Raw genomic sequence first — 13,785 nt, forward strand, 5'->3', positions numbered from 1 at the left:
CGATCAGCTGAAGGTATGGCGGCTCAATGGCAAGCTGCGCACGCGCTGGCCGGTGAGCTGCGCGACCGCGTTGGCCACCGCCGGGGCCACGGCAGGCAGCGGTGGCTCGCCGATGCCGCCCATCTTCGCCCCGCTTTCGACAATGCGCACATGCACTCGGGCCATGCGCGAAGGCGGCAGGATCGGGTACAGGTCGTAATTGCGCGCGCGCGGCTTGCCATCCACGTACACCGCTTCTTCCACCAGTGTCTGCGACAGGCCCAACGCGACGGCGCCGTTGACCTGGTGCTCGATGATTGCCGGGTTGACGATGCTGCCTGGGTCGATGGCCTGCCAGATGTCGTGCACCTTGACCTGGCCGTTGTCGATGGACACTTCGGCAATGACCGCTGCCTCCGAGCCGAACGGTGAGGCCATGGCCACACCGCGTGCCCGCTTGCTGCCGTCCTCGGCAGTGAACGGCCCGCGCTTCCAACCACCGGACAAGTCGGCGACCGCGTTCAGCAGGTTGGTCAGGCGCGGGTTGTCGCGCAGCAGGTGCAGGCGCAGTTCGAAGGGGTCCTTGCCGCCTTTGTCAGCCAGTTCGTCAAGGAATGACTCGTAGAAGAAGTCGTTCAGCGAATTGCCGACCGAGCGCCAGTACCCGAGCATCGCCGGGCCTTTGACGTAGATCTGGGCGATGCGTTTGTTGGCGATGGCGTAGGACTTGCCTGAAAGCCCTTCAAGGGCGGTGGGGTCGATCTTTTCCCCTTGCTTGCCAGCAATGGCCTCGGTTGGGCCTTCGGTGGCGCTTACCGCCTCGAGGGCCACGGGCATGCCGTCGGCATCCAGCCCGGCGCGGAACTTCACCACAGCGACTGGGCGCAGCACATCGCGCAGGAATTCCTCTTCGCGACTCCAGATAAGCTTCACCGGCCGACCAACCGCTTTGGCCAGGGCAATGGCCTGCGGGTAGGGGTTGGCCGAGTCGTACAAGAAGTGGCGGCCAAAGAAACCACCCAGCAGCGGCGAGTGCAGGTTGATTTGCCCAGGCGCCAGGCCGGTGCGCTTGGCAATGTCGTCGCGGAACATGTCCGGGGCTTGGTTGGGCAGCCAGACGTCCAGGGTGCCGTCCGGGTTGAAGCGGGCCAGGGCGGACGGCGGTTCGAGCTGGGCATGGTTCAGGTACTGGTTGTGGTAGCTGGCCTGTACCTGGGTCTTGGCCTTGCTCAAGGCGCCGGCAATATCGCCTTCGTTTTCTTCATCACGGGCGGGACCTTGAACCGTGGCCAGGTGTTCGCGCCAGGCATCGCTGGAGAAATCCGCCGGCATCGGCCGTACCTTGCTGTCGGCGGTTGGCTCTTTCCAGTCCACCTGAAGCGCCTCCACCGCGCGCTTGGCGTGCCACCAGCGCTCCGCGACCACGGCCACGGCGCCCGGTAGCTGATGCACCGAATGCACGCCTTTCATGGCCTTGACCTGGTCTTCGTTGCGCAGGGTGCCGACGGTCATGCCCAGACGTGGCGCATGTTGCACGGCGGCGTGGAGCATGTCGTCCACCTTGATGTCGATGCAGTACTGGGCCTTGCCGGTGGATTTGTCGTAGGCATCCAGGCGTCGCACGGGCTTGCCGATCCAGCGAAACTGGCTGGGGTCGCGCAGCTTGATGCTGGCCGGGTCGGGCACCGGCAGGTCCATGGCGCGCCCGGCCAGTTCACCGTAAGGTACGGTGCGGCCAGACGTGGTATGTACTACGTTCCCCGGCGTGGTGGAAAGCTCATCGACCGCTACACCCAGGTGTTCGGCCCCCGCCTGCAGCAGCATGGCCCGAGCGAGGGCGCCCAGGCGGCGCATGGTCGGGTAGCTCATGCGCACCGACATGCTGCCGCCGGTGATGCGCATGCCGTTTTCCATCACCACGTAGGCTTCGCCGGGCGGCGCACTATCGACCACGAAATGGGCCGGGTCGACATCCAGTTCCTCACCGACGATTTGCGCCATGGCGGTGAAGGGACCTTGCCCACCCTCCATGAAGGGGCTGAGCAGGCGCACTGTACCGTCTGGGCGAATCTCCAGGAACGCTGGTACCTGGGTGCCGCGTTCCGCGGTTGCCGTGGCGGCGGCCTGCACGCGGGCCGAGCCCATGGGCAGGCCAAAGCCCAGCACCAGGGCACCGACAGCGGTGCCGGCAAGAAAGCGCCGACGTGACAGGTTGATCGTTTCGCCCAGTTGCAACCTAAGCAGTTCGGCTGGGGTGTCGACTGGCGTGTTCATCAGGCCTGTTCCCCTTGGGCCAGGGCATGCACCGCGGCATGGATGGCATTGTAGGTGCCGCAGCGGCACAGGTTGACCATGGCTGCATCGATCTGCGCATCGCTGGGCTGGGGCGTGTGCTTGAGCAGCGCCGTGGCCGCCATCACCTGACCAGACTGGCAGTAGCCGCATTGAGCTACCTGGTGCTCGACCCAGGCGGCGACCACTCGTTTGCCAATGGCATCTGCTTCGATTGCCTCGATGGTGGTGATTTCGCGCCCGACCACCCCGGCCACCGGAGTGACGCAGGCGCGCACCACGTTGCCGTCCACCAGCACCGAACAGGCGCCACACTGGGCCAGGCCACAGCCATATTTGGTACCGGTCAGCCCCAGGTCATCGCGGATCACCCACAGCAGGGGCGTGTCAGCGTCCGCCTCGACCTGGTAGGTCTTCTGGTTGATGCGTAGTTCCATGGTTCACCTGCCAGTCATCGGTTGCTGTCGCTTTCTTTTATTCTGTGCGGGGAATGCGTTGTTCCCCAGTGAAGAAACGCTAGCACAGAGACCTGACCGCTGGTCTGGTGGCGGTGGCAGGTTCAGAGGATCAGGCAAGCAATCCGGTGGAATGCGCAAGGGAGGCGCAGGGGGGCAGGTAAACAGGACTTCCGCTGTGAAAACCCGGATAATGCCGGCCAATTTCGTTTTGCACGCTTAAATCACGGTAATCCCGCATGGAAATCAAGGTCAATTTTCTCGACAATCTCCGTCTCGAAGCCAAGTTCGACGACTTCACGGTGATCGCCGACCAACCGATCCGCTACAAAGGCGATGGTTCGGCCCCAGGCCCGTTCGACTATTTCCTGGCGTCTTCGGCCTTGTGCGCGGCTTACTTCGTCAAGTTGTACTGTCAGACCCGCGACATCCCCACCGAAAACATCCGCCTGTCGCAGAACAACATCGTCGACCCGGAAAACCGCTACAACCAGATTTTCAAGATCCAGGTCGAACTACCCGAGGACATCTCCGACAAGGACCGTCAGGGTATCCTGCGCTCCATCGACCGCTGCACGGTGAAAAAAGTGGTGCAGACCGGCCCCGAGTTCGTGATCGAAGTGGTCGACAACCTCGATGCCGATGCCCAGGGCTTGCTGATGCCGGTGTCGGACACCAGCACTTACATACCCGGCAAGGACCTGCCGCTGGAGCAGACCATCGCCAATATGTCGGGCATCCTCGCCGGGCTGGGGATGAAGATCGAGATCGCTTCGTGGCGCAACATCGTGCCCAACGTCTGGTCGCTGCACGTGCGCGACGCGCAGTCGCCGATGTGCTTCACCAACGGCAAGGGTGCTACCAAGGAGGCTGCGTTGGCCTCGGCGTTGGGCGAGTTCATCGAGCGCCTGAACTGCAACTTCTTCTACAACGACCAGTTTTGGGGCGAGGACCTGGCCAACGCGCCGTTCGTGCATTACCCGAACGAGCAGTGGTTCAAGCCGGGCCCACGCGACGCACTGCCGGCCGAGATCCTCGACGAGCATTGCCTGGAAATCTACAACCCGGACGGTGAGCTGCGGGGTTCGCACCTGTACGACACCAACTCGGGCAACAAGGCGCGGGGCATCTGTTCGCTTCCGTTCGTGCGCCAGTCCGACCAGCAGGTGGTGTATTTCCCGTCCAACCTGATCGAAAACCTGTTCCTCAGCAACGGCATGAGCGCTGGCAACACCTTGGCCGAGGCGCAGGTGCAGTGCCTGTCGGAAATCTTCGAGCGTGCGGTGAAGCGCGAAATCCTGGAAGGTGAGTTGTGCCTGCCGGACGTGCCACAGGAGGTGCTGGCCAAGTACCCGGCGATCGTCGCCGGCATTCAGGGCCTGGAAGAGCAGGGCTTCCCCGTGCTGGTGAAGGATGCGTCGCTGGGTGGCGAGTTCCCGGTCATGTGCGTGACCTTGATGAACCCGCGCACTGGCGGTGTGTTTGCTTCGTTCGGTGCCCACCCGAGCCTGGAAGTGGCGCTGGAGCGCAGCCTTACCGAACTGCTGCAGGGCCGCAGCTTCGAAGGCCTGAACGACCTGCCGCAACCGACCTTCGAAAGCCATGCGCTGACCGAGCCGAACAACTTCGTCGAGCACTTCATCGACTCCAGCGGTGTGGTGTCGTGGCGCTTCTTCAGCGCCAAGGCCGACTTCGAATTCGTCGAGTGGGACTTCTCCGGGCACGGCGAGGATTCCAACCAACAGGAGGCCGCGACGCTGTTCAGCATCCTCGAAGACCTGGGCAAGGAAGTGTATATGGCGGTGTACGACAACCTTGGCGCCACCGCTTGCCGCATCCTGGTGCCGGGTTATTCGGAAATCTACCCGGTCGAGGACCTGATCTGGGACAACACCAACCGAGCCTTGGCGTTCCGTGCCGACATCCTCAACCTGCACAGCCTCGACAGCCGCTCGCTGAAGCTGCTGCTCAAACGCCTGGACAACTGCGATGTGGATGACTACACCACCATCACCACGTTGATCGGGGTGGAGTTCGACGAGAACACCGTGTGGGGCCAGTTGACCATTCTTGAGCTGAAACTGCTGATTTGCCTGGCGGTGCAGCGTTTCGAGGATGCCAAGGAACTGGTCGAGGCGTTCTTGCAGTTCAACGACAACACGGTCGAGCGCGGCCTGTTCTATCAGGCGCTGAACGTGGTGCTGGAAGTGCAGCTGGATGACGAGCTGGAGATGGACGACTACGAGGCCAACTTCCGCCGCATGTTCGGCAACGCGCGCATGGACGCGGTATTGGGCTCGGTGGACGGCAGCGTGCGTTTCCACGGCCTGACCCCGACCAGCATGAAGCTCGAAGGCCTTGATCGCCACCTGCGCCTGATCGAGAGCTACAAGAAGCTGCATGCAGCCCGGGCTAAGTTCGCCTGATAGCTGCTGCTCCTACAGGTACGGCGCTGATCCAAAGGGGCGCTGTACCTGGGGGAACTGGCTTGCCGGCGATGAAGGCAGCCGCTTTATATAGCACTCTGTTCTTGACTGTATTTCCATTTGGTCTTGCCGATGCGCCTGCCTGGGCGTAGCGTTTTGTTCCCATCCCTTGACTGCATGGCGCGTAAACCGCCAGAAGGACCTCGGCCGCGCACTACAAGAAGGCGCAGACCATGAGTACTCCTTTGGATACCAATGCCCTGAAAACCCGCCAGCAAGCCGCTTGGGCCAGTGGTGACTACGCGGTAATTGGCACCACGTTGCAGTTGGTTGGCGAACGCCTGGCCGAGGCCTGCGATTTGCGCTGGGACGAACAGGTGCTGGATGTCGCCGCCGGCAACGGCAACGCTACTCTGGCTGCCGCCCGGCGTGGTTGTCGCGTTACCTCCACCGATTATGTGCCCGAACTGCTCAAGCGCGGTGAGGAGCGGGCGCGCGCCGAACACTTGAATGTGGTGTTTCAAACTGCCGATGCCGAAGCATTGCCGTTTGCCGATGGCACATTCGATGCGGTGCTTTCCACCTTCGGTGTGATGTTTGCCCCCGACCAGGCCCAGGCCGCCCGCGAGCTGGCTCGGGTTTGCCGTCCCGGTGGTCGTATCGGCCTGGCCAACTGGACCCGGCAAGGCTTCGTCGGGCAGATGTTCAAGACCCTCGGGCGGCATGTGCCACCACCTGTCGGCGCTTTGCCACCATCGCGCTGGGGTGATGAGGAGCAGTTGCGCTTAATGTTCGAAGGGGCGCTTGGCGAACTGAACGTCGGCCGCCAGCAGTTCAACTTCCGCTATCGCTCGGCAGCGCATTTCATCGAAGTGTTCCGCACCTGGTATGGGCCGGTGCACAAGGCGTTTGCCTCCTTGGAACCGGAGGCGGCCAGCGCGCTGGAGCGGGATCTGACCCAGTTGCTGGATGAGTGCAACGTGGGTGGTTCGTCGTCGTTGGTGGTGCCGAGTGAGTACCTTGAAGTGGTGATCATTCGAGGGCGTTAGCGGACACGCCTGCAAAGGCCTCGGCAGGGGGTGGCGCTGCACGGACGTTGAAGAGCTTGCAGATGAAGTACCAACAGATGGCGACCGTGAGGTTGTAGGGGAACAGCACGGCCCAGAATGGCAACTGCCAGTTCTTTTTGCCCTGCATTTCACCGGGTTCGCCGGTTCGCCAAGGCGCATAGTGTTGCCAGGCTTGCGCTGGGGTCAGGCAGATGGCGTGCAGCGGCTTGTGCCACCAGTTGGGTTCGCCGGGCGGAGGGAGCTTGTCTGGGCCGTGGGCCATGAAATGGCGGAGGTATTCCCAGACTTCGGCGACGTGCTTTACGCCGGGTTCGGTGGGTTCGTTGCTGTCGACCCAGAGGCAGTCTTTTTGGTGGAGGCTGCCATCTGCTCGGCGAGGGGCGAAGGCGAGGGCATAGCTGGTGCTGAACGATGAACCGCCAAATTCGGTGCGTTTGAAAAGGCCACCTCCGGTATTGCTCCATTCAAAGACCAATACCTTGCTCAAGCGTTGGTAGTAGATTTTTTGGGTTGAGCGGTTGAGGCAAAAGCTTGATAGGTTTTTTATAAAGTAGATTCGATAAATGAGGAAAGGAAGAAAAATAAAAGGGCCAATTACTGTCCCTATGATCAAGATGGGGCTGAAAGTGTATGGGCTCCAAGCTTCGTCGGTTAGCAAGTCAGGATAGAAGACAATCATTGATCCGATAATCATTGCACAGTACAGTTTTCCCATGAAGACAGAGTCTGTTACCCAAGGGTTTCTGAGGCACAAAGTATTGTTGGAATGGCTTAATAACTGTCCGCCAATGGCAGGCTTATGCCCTGAGTCTGTGGTTGAATTGAATAGCCAGATGGTCGCCATGCTCAGCGCTCCAGACGAAAAATTGAAAGAGTCTCATTGTCTTCGTCCAATCCTTGGTTGGCACTGTAGGCTAGATGCAGTGAGACATGACTTTGGTTGGTTAGCGTGTTTTCGAAGTGCAGAACTAAACCAGCACCTACGATGTGGCTGGTCCGGGATGATTGAAAACACGTAAGTTCTTTGGCGTCGCTCATGCACGTTTCCTTTTGGTTGAACGCGCTGGAGCTTCCTCGAACGCTTCTGGGGGCGGTGGCGCTGCGCGGACGTTGAAGAGCTTACAGATGAAGTACCAACAGATAGCAACCGTGAGGTTGTAGGGGAACAGCACGGCCCAGAACGGCAATTGCCAGTTCTTTTTGCCCTGCATTTCACCGGGCTCACCGGTTCGCCAGGGGGCGTAGTGGCGCCAAGCTTCTGCCGGGGTCAGGCAGATGGCGTGCAGTGGCTTGTGCCACCAGTTGGCTTCGTTAGGTGGGGGGAGCTTGTCTGGGCCGTGGTCCATGAAATGGCGGAGGTATTCCCAGACTTCGGCGACGTGCTTTACCCCGGGTTCGGTGGGTTCGTTGCTGTCGACCCAGAGGCAGTCTTTTTGGTGGAGGCTGCCATCCGCTCGGCGAGGGGCGAAGGCGAGGGCATAGCTGGTGCTGAATGATGAGCCGCCAAATTCGGTGCGTTTGAAAAGGCCCCCTCCGGTGTTGGCCCACTCAAAGACTAAGACCTTGCTTAAACGGCGGTAGTATATTTTTTGGGTCGAGCGATTAAAGCATACGCTTGACAAATTTTTTATAAAATATATTCGATAAGCTAAGAATGGGGTGAAGATGAAAGGGCCAATTATTGTTCCTATGATCAAGATAGGGTTGAATGTAAATGGGTTCCAGGCGTTGTCGGATAGTAGGACCGGGTAGAGGCCGATCATCAGCGCGATAGTCATTGCGCAGTACAGTTTCCCCATGAAGACAGAGTCTGTTACCCAGGGGTTTCTCAGGCATAAAGTATTTTTTGATAGGTTTAATAGCTGCCCGCCAATGGCGGGCTTATGCCCTGAGTCTGTGGTTGAATTGAATAGCCAGATGATCGCCATGCTTAGCGCTCCAGACGAAAAATTGAAAGAGTCTCATTGTCTTCGTCCAATCCTTGGTTGGCACTGTAAGCTAGATGCAGTGAGACATGTTTTTGGCTAGCCAGCGTGTTTTCGAAGTGCAGAACTAAACCCGCACCTACGATGTAGCCAGTCGGGGTAACTGGAAGCACGTCCGTTCCATGGTCATCACGGAGGGCATTTAAGCGTCCTGACCATTCGCTTACCCCAAGCACAAAGCCAGGTAGCAGCACTGTGAACTCAGCGGTTGGTTGAGGTGTGGAAACTTCGTTATGTGTGATCGCTGTCCAGTTTGGCGGAGACCAATGATTGTTCTGATGCCACCTGGTGTTGACATGAGTTACGCCGAGTGATTGGGCCTGCTCGGCGGATAGTAACTTGGGTCCGTAATGCTCATTGTGCCAGGCTTTGATTTCGCTCTGTAGCGAGGCGAAAGCAGGCAGTTTCTTTTCATAATCCAAAGTGATGCCAGGACGCTCCTCTCCATCATTATTGCGATTGCCGAAGATACTGCGTGCTGCCCACAACTCAATTGGGCTGTGAAGGTGCTCATGTGCCTTGGCATGGAGGTAGAGGCCTCCTGCAATGATGGCTACGCCGACGAGGACAAGGGCCGCTGCGGCCCATCCGGCGAAGGGTACAAACGACGTGGCACCCGCAACGGCAAGGCCTGCTTCAAGGACGACAGCGGAGCCGATAGCCATGGTTAGGCCACCTGTCACCGTGTATGCGGCGGCAGCTTCGTTCCCATTCTCGTTCTGACGCCATGCCTTGGCGAAGTCAGAGAGCAGGCTGAATACAATCGCTGGGTATCCGGCTAAACGCGCAAACAAATTACTGCTCAGGAACTTGACAATTCCGTTGCCAAAGGCCATGCCCGGTGCTGTTGAGCTTAACCGCAGCATCACCGCCTTCTGCGTTGCTCGCACGCTGACCAATGTTGCTGCTGCTGCACCGATCACACCGAATATCGATGAAGCAAACCCCAGGGTGTATTCCGGTGCATTGCTCTTCTGCAGGCTGTTGTAGGCCGTCTTGAGCGACAGCACGTTGAACCACAGCATCCCCGCGTTCAAGCCACCGCCACCTCCCGAGGTAAGCAAGCCGAGAAAAGTGGGTTTCACTCGCGCAGTGGTCGTCAGTTCGATCAACACGTTCCGGCTACCCGAGATGCGCAGCTCTTTCAGTTCTTCGACCTGCGCCATGCCGCTCTTCAAGTACTTCTGTACCTCCTGGCTGAACGGATTTTCCGTGATGGCCTGGCTGGTGATCCGATAGCGCGCTGCCAACAGCCCCAGCGCTTTCTCGGCATTGCCTTCACGCGCCGCCATCAACACCTGCTGACGCAGGCCATGGCTGGCATCCCAGCGGGTCTGCCCGCGCAGGCGCTTGAGCACCACGGTATTGACCGTCTGGGCGGTGAGGTCAGTGATGCCGGCCATGGCCGGGAAGCGGCCGGCCAAGCCTTCGACCACGTTGTCGCTAGCGCCGAGCAAACTGCCGACCGAGTCGGCCTTGTCCTTGAACGGGTTGAACGGCGCCAGGGCGGTGTACAGCGGGCTGTCGTGTTGATCGATCCACTGTTCGAGCCGTTTGAAGCGCCGATCCTGCTCCTCGGTGCCAGGGGCCGGCTGGCCCATCGGCTGAATCAGCAACGCCAAGGAAATTTCCAGGCCGCGGGCGGAAGTGATTTCGTCACGGTCGTAACAGGCCAAGGCGGCGGCCAGGCTGTAGGGGTTATCGATGTGTTGGGGTTCGGCCGTCGCCAGCCAGGCGTCATGATCGTGGCTGGCTTGCAAGGCCTGGCTGCGCAGGGCGGCAATACGCCGTTCCAGTTCATCGCGCTCGGCGAGGAAGCGCTGGTATTTGCCGACATCGAGGCGCTGTGCCAGGCGTGCGCCGTGGGGCGAGTAGTTCTTGTGGGTGAGGGCGTGAAAATGCGACTCGGCTGGCGACAGGTCGGGGCCCCGGCGTTCCAGGCCAAGCCGGAACGCGGCCAGTTCCGGCGAGGGGGCGTCCGCCGGGTACATGCTTTCCAGCGTCTTGTTCAGCAGCATGGCCACCAGGTTGCGATGGTGGAAATCACGGCTTTGCACGCTCAGCTGTTCGGCATCCAGCCGGTAGCACGCCGGCACGCGTTCCTGTTCGGGCGGTGGCGCGGGTTGGGTGTGTGCCAGTTGCTCGGCGGGTATCAGGTCGCGCAGTTGATGCTGATAGGCCGAGACCGACAGGCTCAGGTCCAGGGCCATGCCTTCGGCGTCGGCAAGCGCGACCACCACCGGCACTTTCGGCTGGGTGTAGGGGTAGTGCCGCGCCATGGCGACGAGGTTGCCGATGGGCAGGATTTCGCTGATCGGGTCGCTGCTCCATGTCAGCGGCATGCGCCGGTGAAGTGGTTTGAAGTCTTCGACCCAGGTTGTCAGGGCGCTAACCGGCAACACATGGGGCTGGGTGGACGGGGCTTTGTTGCCGCTCACCAGCTCGGCCATGTCCAGCTGGCGCATGTGCCGCTTGCGCAGGGCAGGCGAACCGGTGATGCGGGCGGTCATGGCGTTGGTCCACAGGTGCGGGCTGTAGCCGATCCACACCTCCTTGGCGGTATCGGGGCAGGTATCGGCCCATACCCAGCCCAGGGTGCGGCTGGACAGGTAGCGCTCACGCAGGTGGTAGCCCTCCAGCCCTTGATAGCGCAGTTCCTTGTACAGGCCTGCGCCAACGTATTCATGAATGACCAGCTTTTCGCCCAGGGAGCCTTTCATGAACACATAGACATAACCTTGGCGCAGGGCGCGGAGGGTATAGGCCGAGTGCTGCAGCGGGGCGAAGCCTTGTTCCAGGTTGAAGCCTGCATCGGCATAGCGGCAGGCGGGGGTGTCGCCGGTACGCGGCACGATGGCATAGCGCACGGGGAGGATGGGGATGCGTGCACTGCAGGCAGGGCCGGAAGTGGCACTGCTTACGGAAGCATTACTCATGCGAGCTCCTTGCTCAGAGATCAAATTTTCAGGCCATAGGCGTAGAACGGCCTTTTCCAGTAAAGAAAAGACTGAACTATGGTTGGCTGATGCTTATGCTGTAGGAAGTTTCTTACTTGTTTTCAGAAGTTAGCAGTGGTTGGCTTTTTAAGAGCTGAGCGAAAGACAATGCCTCGAGTTCTACTTCCTGGTCGAGGTTGAAAGTGTAATATTTTATTTGAATGTATTTGTATTTCGTGAATGTGGTTTTGTAAGCGGAAAGTTAGCGCTGCTTGTGGGAAATGTCCTACATAAAAAGTTTTCTATAAATTTTCAGTTCTTGCACTTGGCCATCACTACTTGGCAAGTTCTGGGTGTGCCCCCTGAGCGGCTGGCATAGCGTATGCAATTGTTCATTGACTTCTGACGGGCAATGCTCAGGGTATTGCCCCAGGCCAGGCCGCCTTCGCCAGTCGTGGGTACTGCTTTGGCGAAGCAATTGGAGCCTACCGCAGGTGTGGCGTAGCGGGCCTTGCTGGATTTGCTGGAGCAGCCTGTGGTGAGCGCCAGGCTGAGGGCGAGCAGGGTGGCCAGCGCCCAGGACGTATATGGGCCATTCGGTTGTTTGCTCATCGTTGTCTCCTTGATAGCAGTGGGACGCTACTGCCTTTGCATCCAATACCTTGCAGGGTATTTCATTCAAGCCAAGCGGTGAACTATCGCGGCGTCAAGAGGCTCCTTTGCTAAGCGCACCCTGCGCTCAGCTGGTGGCACAAGCCCATCAGCTTTGGGTCACTGAATGAAAAGGAGGCACCGTGACCGTATCCGACCAAATCTTCTACCGTTCTACCCCCAGTCCATTGCATGCCTTGTTGCTGGCAGGCAGTGTGCCGTTGTTCCTTGGTGCAATGCTGAGCGATATCGCCTACTACAACAGCTACCAGATCCAGTGGAGCAACTTTGCCGCCTGGCTGATCGCCGGGGCCCTGGTGTTCTGCGGGCTGGCACTGCTGTTCGCGCTGGCCAACCTGATCCGCGCCGAACGCAAGGGTGGGCGCCCTACGTGGTATTTCGTGCTGCTGCTGGTGACCTGGCTGCTTGGGCTGATCAATGCCTTCGAACATGCCAAGGACGCCTGGGCGGTGATGCCGGCTGGGCTGGTGTTGTCGGGGATCGTCACTGTGCTTGCGCTGGCAGCCGCCTGGACCGGACTGAGCAACCTGCGTTCGGGAGGTGTGGCATGAAGCCTTTACATGCATCGAGCCTGTTGAGCTTGGCGCTGTTGCTCGGCGCCTGTGGTGGCGACGGCGAGCCGACTCAGGCCCACGGCCCGAACCCGAAGCTGCCGGAGCCGCAGCGCGGGTTGCTGCCGAGCATGAAGATTGCGCAGCCGGTTGCCTGGGGCGAGCAGAAACCGACCGTGCCGGAGGGCTTCAGTGTTACGGCCATTGCCACTGACCTGAAGATTCCGCGGCAGAGCCTGGTGCTGCCCAATGGTGACATCCTGGTAGCCGAGGGCAGGGGAGGGAGCGCGGCCAAGCTCAAGCCCAAGGACGTGATTGCCAGCCAAATCAAGGCCAAGGGCAACACGCAGGTAAAGGGCGGTAACCGCCTGACCTTGCTGCGTGATGCCGACGGTGATGGCACCTACGAGGTGCAGACCGTGTTCGCGGAAAACCTCAACGCCCCGTATGGCCTGGCTTATGTCGACGGCAAGCTGTATGTGGCCAACCAGGATGCGCTGGTGCGTTTTGCCTACAAGGATGGACAGACCCAGGCCGAAGGCCCGCCCACCAAGGTCACCGACCTGCCGGCCGAGATCAATCACCACTGGACCAAGGCGCTGACCATCAGCCCGGATGGCCGCTACCTGTATGTGGGCATAGGCTCGAACAGCAATATCACCGAGCGTGGCCTGGAGGTGGAGATCGACCGGGCCATGGTCTGGCAGGTCGATGCCGATAGCGGCGCGCACCGGCCCTACGCCACCGGTTTGCGCAACCCGACGGCATTGACCATTCAGCCGCAGACCGGGCAGTTATGGGCGGTGGTCAACGAGCGGGATGAACTGGGCCCCGACCTGGTGCCGGACTACCTCACTTCGGTGCGTGAAGGCGGCTTCTATGGTTGGCCTTACAGCTACTGGGGGCAGAACGTGGATGAGCGGGTGCGGCCGCAGAACCCGGACAAGGTGGCGGCGGCGATCAAGCCGGATTACAGCCTGGGCTCGCATGTGGCTGCACTGGGTGTCGACTTCTCGGTGCCGGCCATGGGCGAGGGTTTTGCCGACGGCGTATTCGTGGGCGAGCACGGCAGCTGGAACCGGCCCAACCCGGTGGGCTACAAGGTCATTTTCGTGCCGTTCAGCAATGGCAAGCCGGCAGGGGAGCCGATCGACTTCGCTACGGGCTTTCGCGGGGAAGATGGCAAGACCCGTGGGCGGCCGGTGGGGGTGACGGTGGACCCAGGTGGGGCGTTGATCATTGCCGATGACCTGGCGAATACGGTTTGGCGGGTGACACGTAACCGTTGAATGCTGTGCTGGCTTAAATCCGCTACCGTGCCGGAGCATCTGTCTTGCACCATCATTCGGGCTACCGCAGCACCTTGTGTTGCGAAGAGGCCGGTAAGCCGGAAGATTATCTTCGGCTGGGATGGCCTCT

Annotated in this window: 11 protein-coding genes; 4 read left to right on the top strand and 7 right to left on the bottom strand. The window is 60.2% G+C overall.

Going from position 1 to position 13,785, the window contains the following annotated elements; translation table 11 throughout:
* Positions 1-3: 3 nt before the first annotated feature.
* Together ACNFBR_RS13245 and ACNFBR_RS13250 are read right to left on the bottom strand one after the other, a co-directional pair.
* The gene (locus ACNFBR_RS13245) at positions 4-2,253 is read right to left on the bottom strand and encodes a molybdopterin cofactor-binding domain-containing protein (RefSeq protein ID WP_416735313.1); all 2,250 of its coding nucleotides are present in this window, start codon (positions 2,251-2,253) and stop codon (positions 4-6) included.
* Positions 2,253-2,708 carry a (2Fe-2S)-binding protein gene (locus tag ACNFBR_RS13250; RefSeq protein ID WP_416735314.1) on the bottom strand — a complete coding sequence of 152 codons (456 nt, stop codon included), beginning with the start codon at positions 2,706-2,708 and terminating at the stop codon, positions 2,253-2,255. Before ACNFBR_RS13250 ends, ACNFBR_RS13245 begins: the two co-directional genes overlap by 1 nt.
* Before the next feature lie 257 nt (positions 2,709-2,965).
* Between ACNFBR_RS13250 and ACNFBR_RS13255 the strand changes: the two genes are divergently transcribed.
* Together ACNFBR_RS13255 and ACNFBR_RS13260 are read left to right on the top strand one after the other, a co-directional pair.
* A complete protein-coding gene (locus tag ACNFBR_RS13255; protein WP_416735315.1) occupies positions 2,966-5,152 on the top strand; it encodes an OsmC domain/YcaO domain-containing protein in 2,187 nt (728 codons plus the stop codon).
* A 233-nt stretch (positions 5,153-5,385) separates the two neighbouring features.
* Positions 5,386-6,201, top strand: coding sequence for a class I SAM-dependent methyltransferase (locus tag ACNFBR_RS13260; RefSeq protein ID WP_416735316.1), 816 nt, complete (start codon positions 5,386-5,388; stop codon positions 6,199-6,201).
* Here the strand turns inward: ACNFBR_RS13260 and ACNFBR_RS13265 are convergent.
* The 5 genes from ACNFBR_RS13265 to ACNFBR_RS13285 all read right to left on the bottom strand — a co-directional run bounded on the left by ACNFBR_RS13265 (position 6,185) and on the right by ACNFBR_RS13285 (position 11,755).
* A complete protein-coding gene (locus ACNFBR_RS13265; RefSeq protein ID WP_416735317.1) occupies positions 6,185-7,066 on the bottom strand; it encodes a DUF6708 domain-containing protein in 882 nt (293 codons plus the stop codon). The two genes, ACNFBR_RS13260 and ACNFBR_RS13265, sit on opposite strands and share 17 nt — an antisense overlap.
* 2 nt (positions 7,067-7,068) lie before the next feature.
* Positions 7,069-7,260 (bottom strand): hypothetical protein, encoded by a 192-nt coding sequence (locus tag ACNFBR_RS13270; protein WP_416735564.1) that lies wholly within the window; start codon positions 7,258-7,260, stop codon positions 7,069-7,071.
* Complete coding sequence (locus ACNFBR_RS13275; RefSeq protein ID WP_416735318.1) at positions 7,257-8,150, bottom strand: DUF6708 domain-containing protein; 894 nt, start codon at positions 8,148-8,150, stop codon at positions 7,257-7,259. Before ACNFBR_RS13275 ends, ACNFBR_RS13270 begins: the two co-directional genes overlap by 4 nt.
* Before the next feature lie 2 nt (positions 8,151-8,152).
* Positions 8,153-11,143, bottom strand: coding sequence for a T6SS effector BTH_I2691 family protein (locus ACNFBR_RS13280; protein ID WP_416735319.1), 2,991 nt, complete (start codon positions 11,141-11,143; stop codon positions 8,153-8,155).
* A gap of 312 nt (positions 11,144-11,455) precedes the next feature.
* The gene (locus ACNFBR_RS13285) at positions 11,456-11,755 is read right to left on the bottom strand and encodes a hypothetical protein (protein ID WP_416735320.1); all 300 of its coding nucleotides are present in this window, start codon (positions 11,753-11,755) and stop codon (positions 11,456-11,458) included.
* Between the two features lie 182 nt (positions 11,756-11,937).
* Between ACNFBR_RS13285 and ACNFBR_RS13290 the strand changes: the two genes are divergently transcribed.
* Together ACNFBR_RS13290 and ACNFBR_RS13295 are read left to right on the top strand one after the other, a co-directional pair.
* A complete protein-coding gene (locus ACNFBR_RS13290) occupies positions 11,938-12,366 on the top strand; it encodes a DUF2231 domain-containing protein (RefSeq protein WP_416735321.1) in 429 nt (142 codons plus the stop codon).
* Positions 12,363-13,655 carry a PQQ-dependent sugar dehydrogenase gene (locus ACNFBR_RS13295; RefSeq protein ID WP_416735322.1) on the top strand — a complete coding sequence of 431 codons (1,293 nt, stop codon included), beginning with the start codon at positions 12,363-12,365 and terminating at the stop codon, positions 13,653-13,655. Before ACNFBR_RS13290 ends, ACNFBR_RS13295 begins: the two co-directional genes overlap by 4 nt.
* The last annotated feature ends 130 nt before the right edge of the window (positions 13,656-13,785 follow it).

It is taken from the genome of Pseudomonas sp. NY11955 (genome assembly GCF_048068035.1).
Lineage (GTDB): Bacteria > Pseudomonadota > Gammaproteobacteria > Pseudomonadales > Pseudomonadaceae > Aquipseudomonas.

What these genes read in the sequence shown, in the direction of transcription:
- ACNFBR_RS13245 (WP_416735313.1), bottom strand. Translation starts at nt 2,253, where the DNA reads ATGAACACGCCAGTCGACACCCCAGCCGAACTGCTTAGGTTGCAACTG.
- ACNFBR_RS13250 (WP_416735314.1), bottom strand. Translation starts at nt 2,708, where the DNA reads ATGGAACTACGCATCAACCAGAAGACCTACCAGGTCGAGGCGGACGCT.
- ACNFBR_RS13255 (WP_416735315.1), top strand. Translation starts at nt 2,966, where the DNA reads ATGGAAATCAAGGTCAATTTTCTCGACAATCTCCGTCTCGAAGCCAAG.
- ACNFBR_RS13260 (WP_416735316.1), top strand. Translation starts at nt 5,386, where the DNA reads ATGAGTACTCCTTTGGATACCAATGCCCTGAAAACCCGCCAGCAAGCC.
- ACNFBR_RS13265 (WP_416735317.1), bottom strand. Translation starts at nt 7,066, where the DNA reads ATGGCGACCATCTGGCTATTCAATTCAACCACAGACTCAGGGCATAAG.
- ACNFBR_RS13270 (WP_416735564.1), bottom strand. Translation starts at nt 7,260, where the DNA reads ATGAGCGACGCCAAAGAACTTACGTGTTTTCAATCATCCCGGACCAGC.
- ACNFBR_RS13275 (WP_416735318.1), bottom strand. Translation starts at nt 8,150, where the DNA reads ATGGCGATCATCTGGCTATTCAATTCAACCACAGACTCAGGGCATAAG.
- ACNFBR_RS13280 (WP_416735319.1), bottom strand. Translation starts at nt 11,143, where the DNA reads ATGAGTAATGCTTCCGTAAGCAGTGCCACTTCCGGCCCTGCCTGCAGT.
- ACNFBR_RS13285 (WP_416735320.1), bottom strand. Translation starts at nt 11,755, where the DNA reads ATGAGCAAACAACCGAATGGCCCATATACGTCCTGGGCGCTGGCCACC.
- ACNFBR_RS13295 (WP_416735322.1), top strand. Translation starts at nt 12,363, where the DNA reads ATGAAGCCTTTACATGCATCGAGCCTGTTGAGCTTGGCGCTGTTGCTC.